This is a genomic window from Pseudomonas sp. LJDD11, from assembly GCF_024584215.1.
GTDB lineage: Bacteria > Pseudomonadota > Gammaproteobacteria > Pseudomonadales > Pseudomonadaceae > Aquipseudomonas.
In genome coordinates, this window is sequence record NZ_JANJFL010000005.1 from 153,329 (window position 1) to 174,557 (window position 21,229).

A 21,229-nucleotide genomic window follows, 5' to 3' on the forward strand; every position below is an offset into this window, starting at 1 on the left:
CGACAGCGTTGCTGTCGGGGGCTTTTCAAGTGCCCATCACAAGCATGGGCCAACAGCGCCAAGCCTCAGAAGTCGAGGTTGGCGACCGCCAGTGCGTTGCTTTCGATGAAGTCCCGGCGTGGCTCCACCGCGTCGCCCATCAGGGTGTTGAAGATCTGGTCCGCCGCGATGGCGTCTTCGATCGTCACTTTGAGCATGCGACGGACAGTCGGGTCCATGGTGGTTTCCCACAGCTGGTCCGGGTTCATCTCGCCCAATCCTTTATAGCGCTGGATGGTGTGGCGCTTGGTGCTCTCGGTCATCAGCCAGTTCAGGGCATCCTTGAACTCGGTCACTGCTTTCTTGCGCTCACCCCGTTGCACGTAGGCGCCTTCATCCAGCAGCGAGCTGATCTGCGCGCCCAGGGTCGTGATGCTCTTGTAGTCATTGCTGCCGAAGAAGTCACGGTTGAAGGTGACATAGCTCGACAGACCATGCGAGATCAGCTCGACTTCCGGGAGCCAGATATTGCGCTCACGGTCTTCGCGCAAGCTGGCCTTGTAGACCAGACCCGACTTCTCGACAGAGCGCAGACGTTCTTCGAACTTGCCCAGCCAGGCTTGCATCGCGGCGTGATCCGAGAGCTGCTCCAGCGACACTGCCTGCAGGTAGATGAAGTGCTCGGTCAACTCCTGAGGGTACAGGCGCGACAAGCGCTTGAGGGTCTTCATCACCCCACGGAACTCATTGACCAGGCGCTCCAGCGCCTCGCCGGAAATACCCGGTGCTGATTCGCTGAGGTGCAGGCTGGCATCTTCCAGAGCCGACTGGGTCATGTATTCTTCCATGGCGTCGTCGTCTTTGATGTACTGCTCTTGCTTGCCTTTCTTGACCTTGTACAGCGGCGGCTGAGCGATGTAGATATAGCCGCGCTCGATCAGCTCTGGCAACTGACGGAAGAAGAACGTCAACAGCAGGGTACGGATGTGCGAACCGTCGACGTCAGCATCGGTCATGATGATGATGTTGTGATAACGCAGCTTGTCGATGTTGTACTCTTCGCGGCCGATACCGCAGCCCAGCGCGGTGATCAGCGTGCCGACTTCCTGCGACGAGATCATCTTGTCGAAACGTGCTTTCTCGACGTTGAGGATCTTGCCCTTGAGCGGCAGGATTGCCTGGGTCCTGCGGTTACGACCTTGTTTGGCCGAGCCACCCGCAGAGTCACCCTCCACCAGGTACAGTTCGGAGAGGGCAGGGTCTTTCTCTTGGCAGTCGGCCAGTTTGCCCGGCAGGCCGGCGATGTCCAGCGCGCCCTTGCGGCGAGTCATCTCACGGGCCTTGCGCGCCGCTTCACGGGCACGGGCAGCATCGAGCATCTTGCCCACGACAGCCTTGGCTTCGTTGGGGTTTTCCAGCAGGAAGTCAGAGAAGTACTTGCCCATCTCCTGTTCCACCGCGGTCTTGACCTCGGACGAAACCAGCTTGTCTTTGGTCTGCGAACTGAACTTCGGATCCGGCACCTTGACCGAGATGATCGCGGTCAGGCCTTCACGGGCATCGTCACCGGTGGTCGCGACCTTGTGTTTCTTGGCCAGACCTTCCTGCTCGATGTAGTTGTTCAGGTTGCGCGTCAGGGCCGAACGGAAACCCACCAGGTGAGTACCGCCGTCGCGTTGCGGGATGTTATTGGTGAAGCACAACAGGTTCTCGTTGAAGCTGTCGTTCCACTGCAACGCAACCTCAACGCCCACGCCATCATCGCGCTGGACGTTGAAATGGAAGACCTGGTTCACGGTGCTCTTGTTGGTGTTCAGGTATTCAACGAAAGCACGCAGGCCGCCTTCATATTTGAACAGTTCTTCCTTGCCGGAGCGCTCGTCCTTGAGGACGATACCCACGCCGGAGTTCAGAAACGACAGCTCGCGAATACGTTTGGCGAGAATGTCCCAACTGAAGTGGATGTTCTTGAAGGTCTCAGCCGAAGGCTTGAAGTGGATCTGGGTGCCGGTGGTTTCACTTTCACCGACGATTTTCATCGGCTCTTGTGGAACACCGTGGACGTAGGTCTGCTCCCAGATTTTGCCGCTGCGGCGGACGGTCAGCTGCAGTACTTCGGACAGGGCGTTAACCACCGACACACCCACACCGTGCAGGCCGCCGGAAACCTTATAGGAGTTGTCGTCGAACTTACCGCCGGCGTGAAGCACGGTCATGATGACCTCTGCTGCCGAGACGCCTTCTTCTTTGTGGACGTCTACCGGAATACCGCGACCGTTGTCGCGTACGGTAATAGACTCGTCCGGATGGATGATCACACTGATGTCGTCGCAATGGCCAGCCAGCGCTTCGTCGATCGAGTTATCAACCACCTCGAATACCATGTGGTGCAGACCGCTGCCATCGTCCGTATCGCCGATGTACATCCCGGGACGCTTGCGTACGGCATCCAGTCCTTTCAGTACCTTGATACTGGAGGAGTCGTACGTTTGGTTTTCGCTCATGCAATCACTCCCGATGGTCGTGGGTCTGGGTGATACGACCTTGTTCCACGTGGAACAAAGCAACTGGCGTTTCCGTTTGCCAGCCTTCGCTCAATAATTCGTGATCTACACAGGTGATGAACACCTGGCAGCGTAAGTCTTCCAGCAAGCGGCAAAGTGCACGGCGATGCTGGTCATCCAATTCAGATGGCAAATCATCTACCAGATAGATGCACTGGCCTCGGCGCGCCTGGCTAACCAGGTGTCCTTGGGCAATCCGTAAAGCGCAGACCACCAGCTTTTGCTGTCCGCGGGAGAGAATGTCTGCCGCGTTGTGAGCGCCCAGCCTCAGGCGCAGATCTGCTCGTTGCGGGCCGGCCTGGGTATGGCCCATCTGCTGGTCGCGGTGCAAAGAGGCGGCGAGCACCGTGCTCAGCTCTTTCTCTTTGTCCCACCCGCGGTAATAGCTGAGGGTCAGACCTTCCAACTCGACAAGATCGCTCAATGTCTTTTCAAAGACCGGTTTGAGTGCCTTGATATAAGCACGCCGGAATTCATCGATCTCGTTACTGGCCAGGCACAGTTCCCTGTCCCATGCTGCTTGCGAAGCGGTGTCAAGTGTACCACGCCGCAGCCACGAGTTTCGCTGCCGCAGGGCTTTCTGCAGGCGCTGCCAAGTGGCCATAAAGCGAGGTTCCACGTGGAACACTCCCCAATCGAGAAACTGCCGACGTATCTTCGGTGCGCCCTCAAGCAGGCGAAAGCTGTCCGGATTGATCAACTGCAAGGGCAGAGTTTCGGCCAGTTGCGCTGTGCTGCGCGCATTCTGACCATCAATACGAATCTGAAATTCCCCTTGCCGATCACGAGAGATACCCAGGTTGCTATGGCCACCTTCAGCCAGTTCGACCTGACCAAAAACCGTGCAATTGGGTTGCTCGTATTGAATGACCGGAAGCAGCCGGGTGCTGCGAAACGAGCGAGCCAGACCCAGCAGGTGAATGGCTTCCAGGACGCTGGTCTTGCCGCTGCCATTGGCGCCGTGAAGGATGTTGATACGTGCGGAGGGGGAGAAGGTCACCGGGTGCAGATTGCGCACCCCGGTGACCGAGACGCGGCTGAGAGACATCGACTGAGTCTGGGGTCAGTTACAGACGCATCGGCATGACGACATAGGCAGAGTCATCGTTATCCGATTCCTGCACCAGCGCACTGCTGTTGGAGTCGGAAAGGATCAGACGAACCTGTTCAGTGGTCATGACACCCAGCACATCGAGCAGGTAGCTGACGTTGAAGCCAATCTCCAGCGCACTGCCGTTGTACTCCACGCTGATCTCTTCTTCGGCTTCTTCCTGCTCAGGGTTGTTGGCCTGAATCTTCAACTGACCGGCTGCCAGCTGCAGGCGGATGCCACGATACTTCTCGTTGGAAAGAATCGCCGTACGGCTGAACGCTTCGCGCAATGCCTGACGGTCACCCAGTACCAGCTTGTCACCACCCTTGGGCAGCACGCGCTCGTAATCCGGGAACTTGCCATCGACCAGTTTGGACGTGAAGGTGAACTCGCCGGTGGTCGCACGGATGTGGTGCTGGCCAAGAACGATGCTGACCAGACCATCCTGCTCGGTGAGCAGGCGCGCCATCTCCAGAATGCCTTTGCGTGGCACGATGACCTGGTGACGCTCGGTCTCACCGATCTCTGCTGCCATCGAGCACATGGCCAGGCGGTGACCGTCGGTGGCCACGGCACGCAGGATGCCGGTGCTGACTTCCAGCAACATGCCATTGAGGTAGTAACGAACATCCTGCTGAGCCATGGCAAAGCTGGTGCGTTCGATCAAACGGCGTACCTTGCTCTGCACCAACTGGAAAGTCAGCGAGCCAGGGCCTTCTTCCACCGCCGGGAAATCATTGGCTGGCAGCGTAGAAAGCGTAAAACGGCTACGGCCAGCCTTGACCAGCAGTTTGGCGTCATCAAGCTTGATATCGATGAGCGCGTCGTTAGGCAGACTCTTGCAGATATCCATCAGCTTGCGCGCCGGTACGGTGATCTCACCCGGCTCGGCAGGCTCTTCCAGCTGGACGCGGCCAACCAGCTCTACTTCCAGGTCAGTACCGGTCAGCGACAGTTGCTGGCCTTCGACGACCAGAAGCACGTTGGAAAGCACCGGCAAGGTCTGACGGCGTTCGACTACGCCGGCGACCAATTGCAGAGGTTTCAACAAGGCTTCGCGTTGAATGGTGAAATGCATGGTCTAGTCCCTTGCCTCGATAAACAGCACTGGCGTCATCATGTGGTCAATGTACGCAGCAGGTTCTTGTAGTCCTCGCGGATATCCGCGTCGGATTCCTTGAGTTCGTTGATCTTGCGGCAGGCGTGCAACACCGTGGTGTGGTCACGCCCGCCAAATACGTCGCCAATCTCGGGCAGGCTGTGGTTGGTCAGCTCTTTGGAAAGCGCCATGGCCACCTGCCGTGGTCGGGCCACCGAGCGCGAACGACGCTTGGACAACAGATCAGAGATCTTGATCTTGTAGTACTCGGCGACAGTGCGCTGGATGTTATCCACACTGACCAGTTTGTCTTGCAGCGCCAGCAGGTCCTTCAGCGACTCGCGGATCAGCTCGATGGTGATGTCGCGGCCCATGAAGTGCGAGTGCGCAATAACGCGCTTGAGCGCGCCTTCGAGTTCCCGAACGTTGGAACGAATGCGCTGGGCAATGAAGAACGCAGCATCATGCGGCAGGTCGACCTTGGCCTGATCGGCCTTCTTCATCAGGATCGCCACCCGGGTTTCCAGTTCCGGCGGCTCGACCGCGACGGTCAGACCCCAGCCGAAACGGGACTTGAGCCGCTCTTCCAGCCCTTCAATTTCCTTGGGGTAACGGTCGCTGGTGAGAATCACCTGCTGCCCACCCTCAAGCAATGCGTTGAAGGTGTGGAAAAACTCTTCTTGGGAACGCTCCTTGCGGGCGAAGAACTGAATATCGTCGATCAGCAATGCGTCGACCGAGCGATAGAAACGCTTGAACTCGTTGATTGCATTGAGCTGCAGCGCCTTGACCATGTCGGCCACGAAACGCTCCGAATGCAGGTACACAACCTTGGCATTGGGATTCTTTTTCAGCAGGTGGTTGCCCACCGCATGCATCAAGTGAGTCTTACCCAGGCCGACCCCACCATAAAGGAACAGCGGGTTATAGCCGTGCTTGGGATTATCGGCGACTTGCCAGGCCGCGGCGCGCGCCAGCTGGTTCGACTTGCCTTCAACGAAGTTCTCGAAGGTGAAGGTGCGGTTCAGGTAGCTGGTGTGCTTGAGCGCGCCTTCGACCTGCACGGTGCGCTGTTCAGTGCGTACCGGAGCCTGTGGCGGGTTGGCACCGGCCAGCGGATCGAAACTGTCACGCGACGGTTCATCAAGACCATCGAGTGGCGGGGCCTGCACAGGTGCGGGCGCTGCCACAGGTGCCGGGGCTTGTACCGACGCAGATCCTGAATGGCTCGCCGTGTCGACGCTCGCCTGGGCGTTGTGCGAAGCAGCGGCAGCAGCAGCCGCTGCCAAAGGCGCGTTGGGTGCCGCACGGGGCGCCGAACTGCGCTTGCTGCCTATTAATAAGGAAAGCGCAGGCGCCATGCCTTGACCACGCTCGCCGAGAAGCTCGAGCAGACGCCCCAGGTACTTTTCGTTGACCCAGTCGAGTACGAAGCGATTCGGTGCATAGACACGCAGCTCGTCGCCTTCGGCTTCGACCTGTAGTGGACGGATCCAGGTATTGAATTGCTGGGCAGGCAGCTCATCGCGCAAAAGCTCCACGCACTGCTGCCAAAGTTCCACTGACACGGATATCCCCTGAGTTGAAAGCCGCTGAGGCAAAAACAGCCGCCATTGTAACGATCAGCCGCTGACTTATCCACATGTAGGTGGCTGCCGCTTCGTAAGAAATGATCATCGGAGCCATACATCAGCCGACGACCGGTGCCGGCTAAGCTCTGTGGATAACTGCCATTCAGCTCTTTGCATAACTCAGGGTCGAGCCCTGTGCATAACCTGGCTGTGCATAAAAAGCGCTTTCACACACAGCTTATGCGCACGCGCAGCACAGTCACAGCACCGTTTCTCGACAGACTTATGAATCGCTGTACATCATGATTTACGTGGCCTGTAATGAGTTATCCACAAACAAGGCGTTGACTAAACTTAACAAGCTTTGCAAAAAAGCTTTATATAGGTCCTCTTTTATTTCTATAGCTGAGTGGATCACCAAAGCGATCAGAATGATCCTGGTCATGGCTAATAAAGGAAAATGACCAGATAGAAGGAAAAGCTGGTTGGAAATTGACCTGCACGCCGGCTTTCACTAGAATCGCCGGTCTCTAAAAACGGGGCCATTCCGGCCTTCAGTGCACAAACCAGGTAACACGCCATGAAACGTACTTTCCAACCCAGCACTATCAAGCGCGCCCGCACCCACGGTTTCCGCGCCCGTATGGCCACCAAGAACGGCCGTGCAGTCCTGTCGCGTCGTCGCGCCAAAGGCCGTAAGCGTCTGGCTATCTGATTTCCGCGGCACAGGTGGTGAGTCAGGACTTCAGTCGGGAAAAGCGTCTGCTTACACCCCGGCATTTCAAGGCAGTCTTTGACTCCCCAACCGCCAAGGTTCCGGGGAAAAATCTCCTGATCCTTGCACGCGACAACGATCTGGATCATCCCCGTCTAGGGCTTGTGATCGGAAAGAAGAGCGTCAAGCTCTCAGTACAGCGCAACCGTTTGAAGCGCCTGATTCGCGACTCATTTCGCCTGCACCAACACAATCTGGTGGGTTGGGATATCGTGATCGTCGCGCGTAAAGGCATGGGTGACCTGGATAACCCTGAATTGATCCAGCATTTCGGCAAACTCTGGAAACGTCTGGCCCGTAGCCGGCCTGTTGCACCAGTCCAAACCGAACCTGCAAGGGTAGACAGTCCAGATGCGTAAGCTGGCACTCGTACCGATCCAGTTTTACCGCTATGCCATCAGTCCTTTGATGGCCAGTCACTGTCGTTTCTTCCCCAGTTGCTCCTGCTACGCCTACGAAGCCATTGATAATCATGGTCTTGTGCGCGGTGGATGGCTGACCCTGAAACGTCTTGGTCGCTGTCATCCGTGGAACCCCGGTGGTTATGACCCGGTTCCACCAGTTTCCAACCCCCGTTCTTCTTCGATGGCCGAGTAATCATGGATATTAAACGCACGATCCTGATCGGCGCCCTGGCAATCGTGACCTACGTCGGCGTTCTGAAATGGAACGAAGACTACGGCCAGGCTGCCCTGCCGAACCAGACTGTTGCTGCCAGCACCAATAGTGCAGCCGATGTACCTGCGGCCAGCAATGCGCCCGCGAACACCGACGTTCCTACCGCTCCAGGCAGTGCTCCGGCACCTGTCGAAACACCGGCGGTGGTCAGCAAGGATCTGATTCAGATCAAGACCGATGTGCTCGAAGTGGCCATCGACCCGGTCGGGGGTGATGTCGTCCAGTTGCGGCTGCCGCTGTACCCACGCCGTCAGGACCGCCCGGATGTTCCTTTCCAGCTGTTCGACAATGGCAATGAGCGGGTTTTCCTCGCGCAAAGCGGTCTGACCGGCACCAATGGTCCGGATGCACGCTCCATTGGTCGTCCTGTTTACACTTCGACACAGAAAAGTTATCAACTGGCTGATGGCCAGAAAGAACTGGTCGTCGAGCTGAAGTTCTCCGACAACGGCGTCAACTACACCAAGCGCTTCACCTTCGAGCGCGGCATGTACGACCTCAACGTCAACTACGTTGTGGATAACCAGAGCGCCCAGGCGTGGACCGGTAACCTCTACGGCCAGCTCAAGCGTGACGCCAGCTCCGATCCATCGTCGACCACTGCCACCGGCACTGCCACTTATCTGGGGGCGGCCCTGTGGACCCCATCGGAACCTTACAAAAAGGTCTCGATGAAGGACATCGACAAAGGCCAGGTGCGTGAAAACGTACAGGGCGGCTGGGTTGCCTGGCTGCAGCATTACTTCGTGACGGCCTGGATTCCAGACCATAACGCCAACAATGCCATGCAGACCCGCAAGGACAGCCAGGGTAACTACATCATTGGTTTCACCAGCCCGGCGCTCAACGTAGCACCTGGCACCCAGGGTGAAACCGGCGCGACGCTGTATGCCGGTCCGAAAAGCCAGGCGGTGCTCAAAGAGTTGTCCCCAGGCCTGGAGTTGACTGTCGACTACGGCTTCCTGTGGTTCATTGCCCAGCCGATCTTCTGGTTGCTGCAACATATCCACAGCCTGCTGGGTAACTGGGGCTGGTCGATCATCGTCCTGACCATGATCATCAAGGGCTTCTTCTTCCCGCTGTCGGCCGCCAGCTACAAATCCATGGCCCGCATGCGCGCCGTGGCACCGAAGCTGACCGCGCTGAAAGAGCAATACGGTGACGATCGCCAGAAGATGTCCCAGGCGATGATGGAGCTGTACAAGAAAGAGAAGATCAACCCGCTGGGTGGATGCTTGCCGATTCTTGTCCAGATGCCGGTATTCCTGGCCCTGTACTGGGTTCTGCTGGAAAGCGTCGAGATGCGCCAGGCGCCATGGATCCTCTGGATCACTGACCTGTCGATCAAAGACCCGTTCTTCATCCTGCCGATCATCATGGGCGCGACCATGTTTATCCAGCAGCGTCTGAACCCGACGCCTCCGGATCCGATGCAGGCCAAGGTGATGAAAATGATGCCAATCATCTTCACCTTCTTCTTCCTGTGGTTCCCGGCTGGTCTGGTTCTGTACTGGGTTGTGAACAACACCCTGTCGATCATGCAGCAGGCTTACATCACGCGTAAGATCGAGGCCGCTACCAAGAAGGCCGCCGCTTGATCTAACCTGTGATCGTGTTTGACAAGACGCCCCCTCGTGGGGCGTTTTGCTATCTGTCAGTTTTTCAGGAGTCCGCATGAACGCCCCCCGTGAAACCATCGCTGCTATCGCCACCGCGCAAGGACGGGGAGGCGTCGGCATTGTGCGGATTTCCGGCCCGTTGGCGGCCAAGGCCGCGCAAGCCATCACCGGCCGCGAACTCAAACCGCGCTACGCCCACTACGAGCCTTTTGCCGATGAACAAGGTCAGGTGCTCGACGAGGGCATCGCCCTGTACTTCCCGGGGCCCAACTCGTTCACCGGCGAAGATGTCCTGGAACTTCAAGGGCATGGCGGCCCGGTGGTGCTGGATATGCTGCTGCAACGCTGCGTGCAACTGGGCTGCCGTCTGGCCCGCCCCGGTGAATTCAGCGAGCGGGCTTTTCTCAATGACAAACTCGACCTGGCCCAGGCCGAGGCGATCGCTGACCTGATCGAAGCCAGCTCGACCCAGGCGGCACGCAACGCATTGCGCTCACTGCAAGGCGCCTTTTCCCAACGTGTGGATAACCTGACTGAGTTGCTGATTGGCCTGCGTATGTACGTCGAGGCCGCGATCGACTTCCCGGAAGAGGAAATCGACTTCCTGGCTGACGGCGTGGTGCTGGGCAAGCTTGATGCAGTACGTGCAATGTTATCCACAGTCCTGCATGAGGCCGGGCAGGGCGCCTTGCTGCGTGACGGCATGACCGTGGTCATCGCCGGTCGCCCCAACGCCGGCAAGTCCAGCCTGCTCAACGCATTGGCCGGTCGAGAAGCGGCCATCGTCACCGACATCGCCGGCACCACCCGCGATGTGCTGCGTGAACATATCCACATCGACGGCATGCCGCTGCATGTGGTCGACACCGCCGGGTTGCGCGATACCGACGATCAGGTCGAACTGATCGGGGTACAGCGCGCCCTCAAGGCCATTGGTGAAGCGGATCGCATCCTGCTGGTCGTCGATGCCACGGCGCCGGAAGCCACCGATCCGTTTTCTCTGTGGCCGGAGTTTCTAGAGCAGCGCCCAGATCCGGCCAAGGTCACCCTGATTCGCAACAAGGCCGATCTCAGTGGCGACCTGATCGGCCTGCAAACCAGTGACGACGGGCATGTCACTATCAGCCTCAGCGCCAAATCGGCCGGCGAAGGCCTGGATCTGCTGCGCGAGCACCTCAAGGCCTGTATGGGTTATCAACAGACCTCAGAAAGCAGCTTCAGCGCCCGCCGCCGCCACATTGATGCATTGAATCGCGCCAGTCGCCTGCTCGAACACGGCCACGCACAGCTGACCCTGGCCGGTGCCGGCGAACTGCTCGCAGAGGACCTGCGCCAGGCTCAGCAGGCACTCGGCGAGATCACCGGCGCGTTCAGTCCGGATGAATTGCTGGGCAGGATCTTTTCCAGTTTCTGTATTGGTAAGTGAATAGAGAGCCTTACGAGAAGAAATGCAGCGCATGTTCCAGCGTGCCGGGTTGGTGTATGCCGATGTAGTGCCTGTAACGAACACATCCGCTGTAGATATTGATGAAAAGGCCTTTCAGGCCTATTTCAATCGGCGTTATGGCCAGCAACAAGAGTGGATTGGCCTGCCGCTGGAGCAGTTGCTGCAGAATATCGGGCTCGGCGATGGCCAAGAGTTGAATCTCGCCGGGCTGATGCTGTTCGGGCGTTATCCACAACGTTGGCGCCCTGCGTTCGGCATCAAGGCCGTAGCCTTTCCAGGCACCCAACTGGCCGACACACGGTATCTGGACAGCGAAGATATTGGCGGCACGCTCGCCGAACAGTTCCGGGACTGCTTTGCATTCATCCGCCGCAACCTGCACCACGTACAACGCGGCCGTGGCTTCAATACCCTGGGTGAACTGGAGATTCCTGAAGCTGCTCTGGAAGAACTGTTGGTCAACGCCTTGATCCATCGTGATTACTTCACCAGTGCCTCGATCCGGCTGATGATCTTCACTGATCGCATCGAGATCGCCAGCCCTGGGCATTTACCCGACAGCCTCGATGTCACAGCCATCCTTCAGGGGCGGACCAATCGTCGTAATCCAACCCTGACAGAACATGCAGCGCATCTGCTGCCTTATCGCGGCATGGGCAGCGGCATTGCACGAGCACTGCAACAATGGCCGCGCATCGACTTGCTCGACGACCCGCGCGGCAATCAGTTCAGTGCCGTTATCTGGCGTCCTGAAGCCGAGTGGCAAGGGGCTACCCCCCAAGTCACCCCCCAAGTCACCCCCCAAGTCACGGACGAAGTTCAACGTCTGCTCGGTGTGCTTCAAGGTGAACTGACCCGCGCTGAAATTCAGACAGCTCTGGGCCTGAAAGACAGAAAGCATGTGCACAACGCCTATCTGCGTCCGGCACTGGAGGCGGGTCTGGTGGCCATGACCTTACCAAACAAGCCGCTCAGCAGACTGCAAAGCTACTACCTGACCGAGTTAGGCAAGAGCGCACTACAGCGTTAAGAAGTTATCCACAAGTCATGTCAAACACCGGCTTATGGGAATGGATTTTATCCTCGCTGTGGCTATTCGCGGCTGAAGCCGCTCCTACGGTGGGGGCTGCAGCCGCGAGCTTTCTCGTACCCTACAAACACCCGCTCATTGCTGACGCATCAGCCGCTCAAGCTCATTGAGCAATGCCGGAAACTCACTGTAGCCATCGTCCTTGAGAAAATGCCCACCTTGCGGCAGAAGAACAAACTGCGCGTCAAGCTGCCGGGCCAGTCGCTGGCTGAAGGGCGCGGGCACCACGACATCGTTCGCGGCTGCGATCACCATCCGCGTGTGGGTAACTCTGATGATCTTCGCGTAGTCCAGATCTGGACGCAGGAACGGGCCCAGCTCGGGGATATTCGACAAATGTTCATTGAAGCCAGAGACCAGCACGATGCCGCCAATTGTGGATAAGTCCTGGCGGTCAGCCAGATAGCGCAGCACCGCGATACTTCCCAGGCTATGGGTCACGAACCAGGTATTGCGGTCGGCGTGGATAACTTGCTGTTGCAGGGTCTGCTGCCATTGGTCGGGCCGGGGAGCAGCGGAGTTCGGCATATCGAGCACCGACACCTTCACGCCCTGACTTTGCAAACGCTGCTTGAGCCAGGCAAACCAATGGCTGTCAGGCGATGCGCCATAGCCGTGGACGATGTAGACCTGCTTGTATTGCGTCGGGGTCTCGGCAAAAACCGGCATGGCCAGCAACAAAGCCAACAAGGCAGTAATGATCCGCATGATTGGCACCTCGTGTGGATAACTTGAATGCTATTGACCACCGAGATTGAAAAATCGCCAATTGCAGAAAAATATCGCTACATTCCTGATCTTTAAGGACCATAGATCCTGAATCGAGGATGCTGAATGAACAGCCTGAACGGCTTTGGCGTGTTTGTGCAGGTGGCCGAAACCCGCAGTTTCGTCGCTGCGGGCCGTGTGCTGGGTTTTCCGCTTCTGCGGTGGGCAAGAGTGTGGCCCGGCTTGTGGAAAAACTCGGCGTGCGGCTGTTTCATCGCAGTACCCGCGGTATTGCCCTGAACGCAGAAGGGGCGATGCTGCTGGAACTAAGTCAGACGACTGCATAGCCTCAAGGTCGCCTGCGAATCAGCCTGCCGATGCTGGGACCGAGGTTCTTATCCACATTGAGCGATTTCGTGGCCTGTTATCCACAGATCGAACTGGATCTGGATTTCAGCGACCGGATCGTCGATGTCATTGAAGAAGGCTGTGATGCGGTGATCCGTACCGGTACGCCTGCAGGATTTTGCCGTGCAACAACCATTGGCCGACGGTCGGCTGTGCAGGGTGCCGCCCGATTACCTGCAGCAGACCCGCACCTTTCATATCCTGTGGCCGGCCAGCCGGCATTTGTCCCCTAAGGTGGGTGCCCTGGTGGACTTTCTTTGCGCCCGGCTGGCGGCCTGACAGTTATCCACAGTTACCAGTTATAAGACATCGTACCGAGCAATGTGCGGCTGTCGCCCCAGTAGCAACGACCCGCATCGTTACAGCCCGAGACGTACTCTTTGTCGAACAGGTTGCGGGCATTCAGATCCAGCGACCAATGGCGGTCGATCTGGTAGCCGATGGCGGCATCGACCAGGGTGACTTCACCGGCGTTCAGGCGGCCATACAGTGCGGGCTGGGTATAAGCGAAGGTGCTGTCAAAGTAGCGCACGCCACCACCCACCGACACACCGCGCAATGAGCCTTCGAGAAAGCGGTATTTGGCCCACGCCGAGGCCTGGTTACGAGGTACACCGGTCATCTGATGGCCTTCGATCAACGAACCTGGCGCGTCTTTGGTGACGCGCGCATCGGTGTAGGTGTACGAGGCGGTGAGATTCAGGTTGCGGCTGATATCACTGTTGATTTCCAGCTCCACGCCTTTGGAGCGGCTTTCGCCCACCTGCCGGTAAGTCGAGGTGGTTGCATCCAGGTAAGTATCGTCTTCTTTGCGCAGGTCGAACACCGATGCGGTCATGGCCGTGTTCCAGCCAACCGGCTCGTACTTTATCCCCAGCTCGACCTGGGAACTGGTGATCGGGTCCAGCGGTGCACCGCCATTGGAGATTTGCTGAACCGGCACGAACGCTGTGGAATAACTCGCATAAGGGGTCAGACCGTTGTCGAAACGGTACATCAGCCCGCCCTGCCAGGTGAACTTGCGGTCATCGCCGTTGACCCCGCCAGCCGGAGCCAGTTTGTTGCGAAAGTCGCTTTCAACCCAGTCCTGACGACCGCCCAGCAGAAAGATCCAGTTGTCCCAGATACTCTGCAGCTGGGTGTAAACGCCCTGCATCTGCTGGGTGAGCAGGGTGTTCTGCACGGCTATGGAGGTTACCGGGTCACGGGCGTAGACCGGGTTGAAGATATTGATCTGCCCGGCGGCACCGGCATTCCAGTCCTGATTGAACGAGGTCCGATCGTAGCTGGCGCCGACCAGCAGCGTATGGTCCACGGGACCGGTGCTGAATTTGCCCTCAAGCTGGTTATCCAGCGAGTAGACCATGGACTTGTTGAAGCGATCGTAGGCGGTAACGTTGAGCTGGGTGCCGTAGCCGCCGTTGTTCAGGCTGCCTGGCCAGGTTTCATGACGCGTGATGCGCGACTGCAGGTAGCGTGAATTCTGGCGGAACTGCCAGTCATCGTTGAAGCTGTGGATAAATTCGTAACCCAGACTCCAGGTTTCCCGCTCGAAGGTGTTCCAGCCTGGTACGCCCAGCATGGTGTCCTTGTCGAGCTTGCCGTTGGGGTTGCGCAGCAGGGTGCCAGCCGCCGGCAGCCCCAACTCCATGTTGGTATGGTCCTTCTGATAGTGGCTGAGCAGCGTCAGATGCGTCGCGTCGTCAATATTCAGGGTCAGGGAGGGGGCGATGTAGATACGATCATCCGGCACATGGTCGGTCTGGGTATCAGCCTTGCGCCCCAGCATCACCACGCGGCCCTGCACATTGCCGGCCTCGTTCAACGGCCCGGAGATATCCACAGCCAACTGGCGGCGGTTGTTGGAGCCGTAGCTGAGCTGTACTTCACCCTGTGGGGTGGCGGTCGGGCGTTTGCTGACCAGGTTGACCAGCCCGCCGGGGGCGTTTTCGCCATACAGGATCGAGGATGGCCCGCGGAAGATTTCCACACGCTCCAGCCCATAGGTATCGGTGGTGGTGTCATAACGATTGCCCTGCACCCGCAAGCCATCGCGTAACAGCCCATAGCCGTAGTCGGTGGCATTGAAGCCACGAATGAAGAACAGATCACCGGCCAGGCTGTCGCCGGCGGCGAAGGGCGGGGCGAAAATGCCTGGCACATAGCCCAGTACTTCCGTGAGGGTCTGGGCTTTCTGGTCTTTAATGCGTTGCTGGGTGACCACCGACACCGAGCGCGGCGTTTCGCTCAACGGCGTACTGGTCTTGGTCCCGGCGCGACTGTTCTGTGCCTTGTAGCCGGTATCGCTGGCGCTGTCCTGTGCATAACTGCTCAGCCCGGTGCCATGCACGTCAGTGTCGGCCAACACCACAGAGCCACCGGTCGGGATGGCTTGCAGCACATAGCTGCCCGGCGCCTGAGCAACGGCCTGCAAGCCGGTACCTTGCAGCAACAGGGCAAACCCTTGCTCGATCGAATACTGACCTTGCAGTCCCTGGGTACGGCGATTACCGGTTTGTGTCGGCGAGAACGACAGAATCACATTGGCCTGGGAGGCAAACTGGCTCAGCGCGTTATCCACAGGCCCGGCGGCCACTGCAAAGCGTTGTACGGTGCTTTCGGCCATGGCCTGACTGGCGAGCAGTGGATAAACAAACGTACCGCCCAGCAGCAGGCTGTAGGTGAAGCAGTGGCGACCCAAGTACTGACGACCATAAAACGGTATCGAAGCGAAGCGCATGCGTATGACCCTGAGAGTGACGAAAGTCCGCGGTGACCGCGATTAATGGAAGGGCCGGGCCAGAATCGAAAAAGATCACCTGCTGCAGAAATTTTTTCAGGTGGTGTGGCGCACCGTGATCAAGTAGCGGGTGAAGTAGAGCACTTCTATAGGCAAAGTCGCTTGCAGATTGGCCAGCACGGCATCAATGGCATCCAGACGCAGGGTGCCGGAAACCCTCAGCAGCGCCGCACGCTCGTCGCAGCGCAGCAGGCCTTGGCGATAACGTCCAAGCTCGGCCAGCACATCGCCCAAGCGGGCGTTGAGCACCACCAGTTGTTTATCGACCCAGGCCACATCCGAGGCGCGGTAGATACCCACAGCACGGCAGGCATGGCGGTCAAAGTCAGTGCTTTCACCAGCCTTGAGCATCAGCGGTTTATCCACAGTGGCATCAGGATGAATGCTGACCTGATCCTGCAGAACACCGACATGGGTCAACCCTGACAGCTGACGTACGGTAAACCGGGTCCCCAAGGCCTGCACATGGCCCTGGGCAGTGCGTACCCGCAGCGGTCGCGGATCGCCACGTTTGCTGGTCTGCAGCAGAATTTCGCCGCTGCGCAGATGAATCAAGCGTTGCTGTTGATCGAAATACACGTCGATGGCGGTATCGGTATTGAGATAGATCTGACTGCCATCGGCCAGTTCGATACGTCGCTGCTCACCCGTTGCAGTACGGTAATCGGCCCAATAGTCCAGATGCTGACGGGTATTCCAGCCCAGATAACCGGTGGCCGAGGCCAGCAGTACCAGCTTCAACACCTGACGGCGCTGACGGGTTGTGGATAACGCCCGACGGGTCATGTCACCGGGGATAACCCCCAGGCTGTGCTGCAATTGTTCGATCTGATTCCAGGCCATCCGATGGGCAGGATCACTGGCCAGCCAGCACTGCCAGGCCAGGGTCTGCTCTGCCGTGGCCGGTTGCGACTGGAACTGCACATACCAGGTCGCCGCTGCTTCCAGAGTCTTGCGATCCATGCCCTTGGCCATCACAGCTCAGCCATGACCAGCGAACACTCGGTAAGCGCCCGGACCATGTGTTTCTTGATCGAGGTCAGCGACAATCCCAACTGATCGGCGGCTTGTTGATAAGTCAGCCCGTCGACCTGGGTCAGCATGAAAATCTTCTGGGTCCGAGCGCCCAGGCTGGCCAGCGCCTTATCCACTGCCATCAGTGTTTCGATAATCAACGCTTTCTCTTCTTCGCTGACCACCAGCACCTCAGGCATTGCCGCCATGCTGTCCAGCCACGCCTGTTCAATGGCCCGACGCCGGTAGCGGTCGATCACCAGGCCTCTGGCAATCGTCGCCAGATAGTCACGAGGCTCACGAATCTGCCCCGCATTGCGTGCAGCCAAGACCCGCACAAAAGTGTCATGGGCCAGGTCGGCGGCATCGCTGGTGCTGGAAAGCCTACCTTTGAGCCAGCCATACAGCCACGAGTGATGCTGTTCGTAGATCAATCGGACGGCAGCCATGTGGATGGAAGAGGACATAAGCGGGCATCAGCAAGAGGGTTAATGATAATGGCTATTATTAGCCTCTGAAGGGCAGTGGAACAATAGCCGATAATGCAGGTTTATCCCCAATGCGCTTATGCACAGCCACCCAGTGGCCCACTCCGTCCTACCCGTGAGAAAAACTCAATCTGTTATCCAGAGGCCAAAATAAGCCCTGTGAATAAGTCGGCCTTAGCCCAGTTGATAAGCCTGCTCGAAACCTGAAGAAAACTGCCCCTGTGGAAAAGAAGCACTTTAATCCACAGGCTCAAACAGGTTATCCAAGCCCCTCAAGGCCACATGGTCACAGACTTCAAAACCTCTGTACAGTACGGATTACAATGCCTACAGAGCTTTATCCACAGAAAGGGCGGTGCATAACATAAGCATTAAAAACAAGGTTTTATAAACTTTCTTTCTTTTTTATTTTTTTAATCTCATGTCTCGTCAGCACAGCTGGTCATTTTTTGGTCACCGGGTTTCATAGAAGGGCGGGAAGTCTCTATACTTGTCAGTTCCCTATTTCTCATCACAACAGGCACGAGGTGCGTGGTGGATTTCCCTTCCCGTTTTGAAGTGATCGTCATCGGTGGCGGTCATGCCGGTACCGAAGCGGCACTGGCTGCGGCACGCATGGGCGTCAAGACCCTCCTGTTGACGCACAACGTCGACACCCTTGGTCATATGAGCTGTAACCCCGCCATTGGCGGTATAGGTAAAAGCCATCTGGTTAAGGAAATCGATGCACTCGGCGGTGCGATGGCAACGGCCACCGACCTGGCCGGTATTCAGTTTCGTGTGCTTAACAGCCGCAAAGGCCCGGCCGTACGTGCCACAAGGGCTCAGGCTGACCGCGCCTTGTACAAGGCGGTGATCCGCGAAACCCTCGAAAATCAGCCCAATCTGTGGATATTCCAGCAATCGGCGGATGACCTGATTGTTGAACAGGATCAGGTGCGCGGCGTTGTCACTCAGATGGGGCTGCGGTTCATGGCCGACTCTGTCGTGTTGACCACCGGTACCTTCCTGAGCGGCCTGATCCACATTGGCATGCAGAATTATTCCGGCGGCCGGGCAGGTGATCCGCCGTCGATTGCCCTGGCTCACCGCCTGCGTGAATTGCCGTTGCGCGTTGGTCGCCTGAAAACCGGTACGCCGCCACGAATCGATGGCCGTTCGGTCGATTTCTCGGTAATGAGCGAGCAACCGGGCGATACGCCTATCCCGGTGATGTCGTTTCTTGGCAACAAGGAGCAGCATCCACGTCAGGTCAGTTGCTGGATTACCCACACCAACGCCCGGACCCACGAGATCATTGCCGCCAACCTGGATCGCTCGCCGATGTATTCGGGCATGATCGAAGGGATCGGCCCGCGCTACTGTCCATCGATCGAAGACAAGATTCACCGGTTCGCCGACAAGGACAGCCACCAGGTGTTCATCGAGCCCGAAGGCCTGACCACCCATGAGCTGTATCCGAACGGTATTTCCACTTCGCTGCCGTTCGATGTGCAGTTGCAGGTGGTGCGCTCGATTCGTGGTATGGAAAACGCACACATCGTGCGTCCTGGCTATGCCATCGAATACGACTACTTCGATCCGCGCGACCTGAAATACAGCCTGGAAACCAAAGTCATTGGCGGGTTGTTCTTCGCCGGGCAGATCAACGGCACCACCGGTTACGAAGAGGCCGGTGCGCAAGGGCTGCTTGCCGGAACCAACGCCGCATTGCGCGCCCAGGGCAAACCAAGCTGGTGCCCGCGCCGCGATGAAGCGTACATCGGTGTACTGGTCGATGACCTGATTACCCTGGGAACCCAGGAACCGTACCGGATGTTCACCTCCCGGGCCGAGTACCGCCTGATTCTGCGCGAAGACAACGCCGATCTGCGCCTGACCGAAAAAGGCCGTGAACTGGGCCTGATCGACGACAGCCGCTGGGCCGCCTTCTGCGCCAAGCGCGAAAGCATCGAACGCGAAGAGCAACGGCTGAAAACCACCTGGGTTCGTCCGGGCACCGAGCAAGGTGATGCCATTGCTGAACGATTCGGCACACCGTTGTCTCACGAATACAATCTGCTCAGCCTGCTGACCCGTCCGGAAATCGACTACGCCAGCCTGGTAGAACTGACCGGCGCCGGTTGTAACGATCCACAGGCTGCCGAACAGGTCGAGATCCAGACCAAGTACGCCGGTTATATCGAGCGTCAGCAGGAAGAAATCGCTCGTCTGCGGGCCAGCGAAGATACCCGTCTGCCGCACGACATTGACTATTCGAACATTTCCGGGCTGTCCAAAGAGATTCAATCCAAGCTGGGGATAACTCGTCCCGAGACGCTTGGGCAGGCATCGCGTATTCCCGGCGTCACACCGGCGGCGATTTCGCTGTTGATGATTCACCTGAAAAAACGCGGTGCAGGCCGCGAGTTGGAGCAAAGCGCTTGAGTGCCATGGTGACACCGCAACATGCCGAGGAATTATCCACAGGCGCCCGGCAATTGGGCATCGAGCTCAGTGAAACCCAGCACAGCCAGTTGCTGGCGTACCTGGCCCTGTTGATCAAATGGAACAAGGCCTACAATCTCACCGCGGTGCGCAACCCGGACGAGATGGTTTCCCGGCATCTACTCGACAGCCTCAGCGTACTGCCCTTTGTTGACTCAACGTCGATCAACGCCGAACGCTGGCTGGATGTGGGCAGCGGTGGTGGCATGCCCGGCATCCCGCTGGCGATCATGTTTCCAGATACCCGCGTTGCGCTGCTGGACAGCAATGGCAAGAAAAGCCGCTTCCAGACTCAGGTAAAACTTGAATTGAAACTGGATAACCTTGAGGTTATCCACAGCCGTGCCGAAAGCTATCAGCCTGCCGAGCCGTTCACCGGTATCATTTCCCGGGCGTTCAGCAGTCTTGAAGATTTCACCGGCTGGACCCGTCATATGGGTGACACGGATACACGCTGGCTGGCAATGAAAGGGCTGCATCCGACCGATGAGCTGGTAGCATTGCCAGCAGATTTTCGCCTCGATAGCGCACAGGCCCTGGCCGTTCCAGGTTGCCAAGGCCAACGCCATCTGCTGATACTGCGCCGCACGGCATGATTGGGAACACAAGCAAGAATGGCTAAGGTATTCGCGATTGCGAACCAGAAAGGTGGTGTGGGTAAAACCACCACCTGTATCAACCTCGCAGCGTCGCTGGTCGCCACCAAGCGTCGGGTGCTGTTGATCGACCTCGATCCACAGGGCAACGCCACCATGGGTAGCGGTGTGGATAAACACAACCTGGAAAACTCGGTGTACGACCTGCTGATCGGTGAATGCGATCTGTCGGCTGCCATGCAGTTCTCCGAACACGGTGGTTATCAACTGCTGCCGGCCAACCGTGACCTGACGGCGGCCGAAGTGGTACTGCTGGAAATGCAGATGAAGGAGAGCCGTCTGCGTAATGCGCTGGCGCCGATCCGTGAAAGCTACGATTACATTCTCATCGACTGCCCGCCGTCGCTGTCGATGCTGACCCTCAATGCCCTGGTTGCAGCCGACGGGGTAATTATCCCCATGCAGTGCGAATACTTCGCGCTCGAAGGGTTGAGTGACCTTGTGGATAACATCAAGCGTATTGGAGAGCTGCTCAATCCGCAGCTGAAGATCGAGGGGTTGTTGCGCACCATGTATGACCCACGCCTGAGCCTGAGCAACGATGTTTCCGCACAGCTCAAGGAACACTTTGGCGATCAGCTCTACGACACCGTGATTCCACGCAACATCCGCCTGGCCGAGGCGCCGAGTTTCGGCATGCCGGTGCTCACCTACGACAAGTCATCGCGTGGTGCCCTGGCTTACCTGGCCCTGGCCGGTGAACTGGTCCGTCGTCAACGTCGCAGTGCAAAAGCTGCCAAACCAGCCTGAGGA

Annotated in this window: 18 protein-coding genes and 1 pseudogene; 11 read left to right on the forward strand and 8 right to left on the reverse strand. The window is 57.9% G+C overall.

Annotated features, from left to right (window positions below):
- Nucleotides 1-65 precede the first annotated feature (65 nt).
- The 4 genes from gyrB to dnaA are packed head-to-tail and all read right to left on the reverse strand — an operon-like array spanning nucleotide 66 to nucleotide 6,303.
- Nucleotides 66-2,483 carry a DNA topoisomerase (ATP-hydrolyzing) subunit B gene (gene gyrB / locus NRB16_RS08935; protein ID WP_253140964.1) on the reverse strand — a complete coding sequence of 806 codons (2,418 nt, stop codon included), beginning with the start codon at nucleotides 2,481-2,483 and terminating at the stop codon, nucleotides 66-68.
- A gap of 4 nt (nucleotides 2,484-2,487) precedes the next feature.
- Nucleotides 2,488-3,591, reverse strand: coding sequence for a DNA replication/repair protein RecF (recF, locus tag NRB16_RS08940; protein ID WP_045485309.1), 1,104 nt, complete (start codon nucleotides 3,589-3,591; stop codon nucleotides 2,488-2,490).
- 19 nt (nucleotides 3,592-3,610) lie between these two features.
- Nucleotides 3,611-4,714 carry a DNA polymerase III subunit beta gene (dnaN, locus tag NRB16_RS08945; RefSeq protein ID WP_045485312.1) on the reverse strand — a complete coding sequence of 368 codons (1,104 nt, stop codon included), beginning with the start codon at nucleotides 4,712-4,714 and terminating at the stop codon, nucleotides 3,611-3,613.
- A 38-nt stretch (nucleotides 4,715-4,752) separates the two neighbouring features.
- Nucleotides 4,753-6,303: a chromosomal replication initiator protein DnaA gene (dnaA, locus tag NRB16_RS08950; protein ID WP_257105987.1), complete on the reverse strand. Its 1,551-nt coding sequence runs from the start codon at nucleotides 6,301-6,303 to the stop codon at nucleotides 4,753-4,755.
- A 583-nt stretch (nucleotides 6,304-6,886) separates the two neighbouring features.
- On the opposite strand from dnaA, the gene rpmH reads away from it, so the two are divergent.
- The 6 genes from rpmH (at nucleotide 6,887) to NRB16_RS08980 (ending at nucleotide 11,855) form a co-directional block, all read left to right on the forward strand.
- Nucleotides 6,887-7,021: a 50S ribosomal protein L34 gene (gene rpmH, locus NRB16_RS08955; RefSeq protein ID WP_003253163.1), complete on the forward strand. Its 135-nt coding sequence runs from the start codon at nucleotides 6,887-6,889 to the stop codon at nucleotides 7,019-7,021.
- A 14-nt stretch (nucleotides 7,022-7,035) separates the two neighbouring features.
- Nucleotides 7,036-7,440: a ribonuclease P protein component gene (gene rnpA / locus NRB16_RS08960; protein WP_373568444.1), complete on the forward strand. Its 405-nt coding sequence runs from the start codon at nucleotides 7,036-7,038 to the stop codon at nucleotides 7,438-7,440.
- Complete coding sequence (gene yidD, locus NRB16_RS08965; RefSeq protein WP_084709900.1) at nucleotides 7,433-7,678, forward strand: membrane protein insertion efficiency factor YidD; 246 nt, start codon at nucleotides 7,433-7,435, stop codon at nucleotides 7,676-7,678. The genes rnpA and yidD overlap by 8 nt, the downstream gene beginning before the upstream one ends.
- A gap of 2 nt (nucleotides 7,679-7,680) precedes the next feature.
- On the forward strand, nucleotides 7,681-9,357 hold the full coding sequence (gene yidC, locus NRB16_RS08970; RefSeq protein WP_045485322.1) for a membrane protein insertase YidC: 1,677 nt from the start codon (nucleotides 7,681-7,683) through the stop codon (nucleotides 9,355-9,357).
- A gap of 76 nt (nucleotides 9,358-9,433) precedes the next feature.
- Nucleotides 9,434-10,804, forward strand: a complete 1,371-nt coding sequence (gene mnmE / locus NRB16_RS08975; protein ID WP_257105988.1) for a tRNA uridine-5-carboxymethylaminomethyl(34) synthesis GTPase MnmE — start codon at nucleotides 9,434-9,436, stop codon at nucleotides 10,802-10,804.
- Between the two features lie 22 nt (nucleotides 10,805-10,826).
- Nucleotides 10,827-11,855 carry a Fic family protein gene (locus NRB16_RS08980; RefSeq protein ID WP_257105989.1) on the forward strand — a complete coding sequence of 343 codons (1,029 nt, stop codon included), beginning with the start codon at nucleotides 10,827-10,829 and terminating at the stop codon, nucleotides 11,853-11,855.
- 135 nt (nucleotides 11,856-11,990) lie between these two features.
- Here NRB16_RS08980 and NRB16_RS08985 read toward each other — a convergent pair whose 3' ends face one another.
- Nucleotides 11,991-12,623, reverse strand: a complete 633-nt coding sequence (locus NRB16_RS08985) for an alpha/beta hydrolase (RefSeq protein WP_257105990.1) — start codon at nucleotides 12,621-12,623, stop codon at nucleotides 11,991-11,993.
- A 126-nt stretch (nucleotides 12,624-12,749) separates the two neighbouring features.
- On the opposite strand from NRB16_RS08985, the pseudogene NRB16_RS08990 reads away from it, so the two are divergent.
- Together NRB16_RS08990 and NRB16_RS29620 are read left to right on the forward strand one after the other, a co-directional pair.
- Nucleotides 12,750-13,141 (forward strand): annotated as a pseudogene (locus tag NRB16_RS08990) (LysR family transcriptional regulator); the annotation flags it as partial.
- 13 nt (nucleotides 13,142-13,154) lie between these two features.
- Nucleotides 13,155-13,310, forward strand: a complete 156-nt coding sequence (locus tag NRB16_RS29620) for a hypothetical protein (protein WP_373568445.1) — start codon at nucleotides 13,155-13,157, stop codon at nucleotides 13,308-13,310.
- A gap of 13 nt (nucleotides 13,311-13,323) precedes the next feature.
- Here NRB16_RS29620 and NRB16_RS08995 read toward each other — a convergent pair whose 3' ends face one another.
- The 3 genes from NRB16_RS08995 to NRB16_RS09005 all read right to left on the reverse strand — a co-directional run bounded on the left by NRB16_RS08995 (nucleotide 13,324) and on the right by NRB16_RS09005 (nucleotide 17,312).
- A complete protein-coding gene (locus NRB16_RS08995; RefSeq protein WP_373568446.1) occupies nucleotides 13,324-15,771 on the reverse strand; it encodes a TonB-dependent siderophore receptor in 2,448 nt (815 codons plus the stop codon).
- Between the two features lie 96 nt (nucleotides 15,772-15,867).
- Complete coding sequence (locus tag NRB16_RS09000; protein WP_373568447.1) at nucleotides 15,868-16,806, reverse strand: FecR domain-containing protein; 939 nt, start codon at nucleotides 16,804-16,806, stop codon at nucleotides 15,868-15,870.
- Complete coding sequence (locus NRB16_RS09005) at nucleotides 16,806-17,312, reverse strand: sigma-70 family RNA polymerase sigma factor (RefSeq protein WP_257105992.1); 507 nt, start codon at nucleotides 17,310-17,312, stop codon at nucleotides 16,806-16,808. Before NRB16_RS09005 ends, NRB16_RS09000 begins: the two co-directional genes overlap by 1 nt.
- A gap of 555 nt (nucleotides 17,313-17,867) precedes the next feature.
- Between NRB16_RS09005 and mnmG the strand changes: the two genes are divergently transcribed.
- From mnmG to NRB16_RS09020, 3 genes are read left to right on the forward strand one after another with little or no spacing between them, the layout of a single operon-like run.
- A complete protein-coding gene (gene mnmG / locus NRB16_RS09010) occupies nucleotides 17,868-19,760 on the forward strand; it encodes a tRNA uridine-5-carboxymethylaminomethyl(34) synthesis enzyme MnmG (RefSeq protein WP_253140957.1) in 1,893 nt (630 codons plus the stop codon).
- A complete protein-coding gene (rsmG, locus tag NRB16_RS09015) occupies nucleotides 19,757-20,416 on the forward strand; it encodes a 16S rRNA (guanine(527)-N(7))-methyltransferase RsmG (protein WP_045485332.1) in 660 nt (219 codons plus the stop codon). Before mnmG ends, rsmG begins: the two co-directional genes overlap by 4 nt.
- An 18-nt stretch (nucleotides 20,417-20,434) precedes the next feature.
- A complete protein-coding gene (locus NRB16_RS09020) occupies nucleotides 20,435-21,226 on the forward strand; it encodes a ParA family protein (protein WP_045485333.1) in 792 nt (263 codons plus the stop codon).
- The last annotated feature ends 3 nt before the right edge of the window (nucleotides 21,227-21,229 follow it).

What these genes read in the sequence shown, in the direction of transcription:
- NRB16_RS08980 (WP_257105989.1), top strand. Translation starts at nt 10,827, where the DNA reads ATGCAGCGCATGTTCCAGCGTGCCGGGTTGGTGTATGCCGATGTAGTG.
- mnmE (WP_257105988.1), top strand. Translation starts at nt 9,434, where the DNA reads ATGAACGCCCCCCGTGAAACCATCGCTGCTATCGCCACCGCGCAAGGA.
- NRB16_RS09005 (WP_257105992.1), bottom strand. Translation starts at nt 17,312, where the DNA reads ATGTCCTCTTCCATCCACATGGCTGCCGTCCGATTGATCTACGAACAG.
- dnaN (WP_045485312.1), bottom strand. Translation starts at nt 4,714, where the DNA reads ATGCATTTCACCATTCAACGCGAAGCCTTGTTGAAACCTCTGCAATTG.
- NRB16_RS08985 (WP_257105990.1), bottom strand. Translation starts at nt 12,623, where the DNA reads ATGCGGATCATTACTGCCTTGTTGGCTTTGTTGCTGGCCATGCCGGTT.
- NRB16_RS08995 (WP_373568446.1), bottom strand. Translation starts at nt 15,771, where the DNA reads ATGCGCTTCGCTTCGATACCGTTTTATGGTCGTCAGTACTTGGGTCGC.
- rpmH (WP_003253163.1), top strand. Translation starts at nt 6,887, where the DNA reads ATGAAACGTACTTTCCAACCCAGCACTATCAAGCGCGCCCGCACCCAC.
- recF (WP_045485309.1), bottom strand. Translation starts at nt 3,591, where the DNA reads ATGTCTCTCAGCCGCGTCTCGGTCACCGGGGTGCGCAATCTGCACCCG.
- gyrB (WP_253140964.1), bottom strand. Translation starts at nt 2,483, where the DNA reads ATGAGCGAAAACCAAACGTACGACTCCTCCAGTATCAAGGTACTGAAA.
- yidC (WP_045485322.1), top strand. Translation starts at nt 7,681, where the DNA reads ATGGATATTAAACGCACGATCCTGATCGGCGCCCTGGCAATCGTGACC.
- yidD (WP_084709900.1), top strand. Translation starts at nt 7,433, where the DNA reads ATGCGTAAGCTGGCACTCGTACCGATCCAGTTTTACCGCTATGCCATC.
- NRB16_RS09020 (WP_045485333.1), top strand. Translation starts at nt 20,435, where the DNA reads ATGGCTAAGGTATTCGCGATTGCGAACCAGAAAGGTGGTGTGGGTAAA.
- NRB16_RS09000 (WP_373568447.1), bottom strand. Translation starts at nt 16,806, where the DNA reads ATGGCCAAGGGCATGGATCGCAAGACTCTGGAAGCAGCGGCGACCTGG.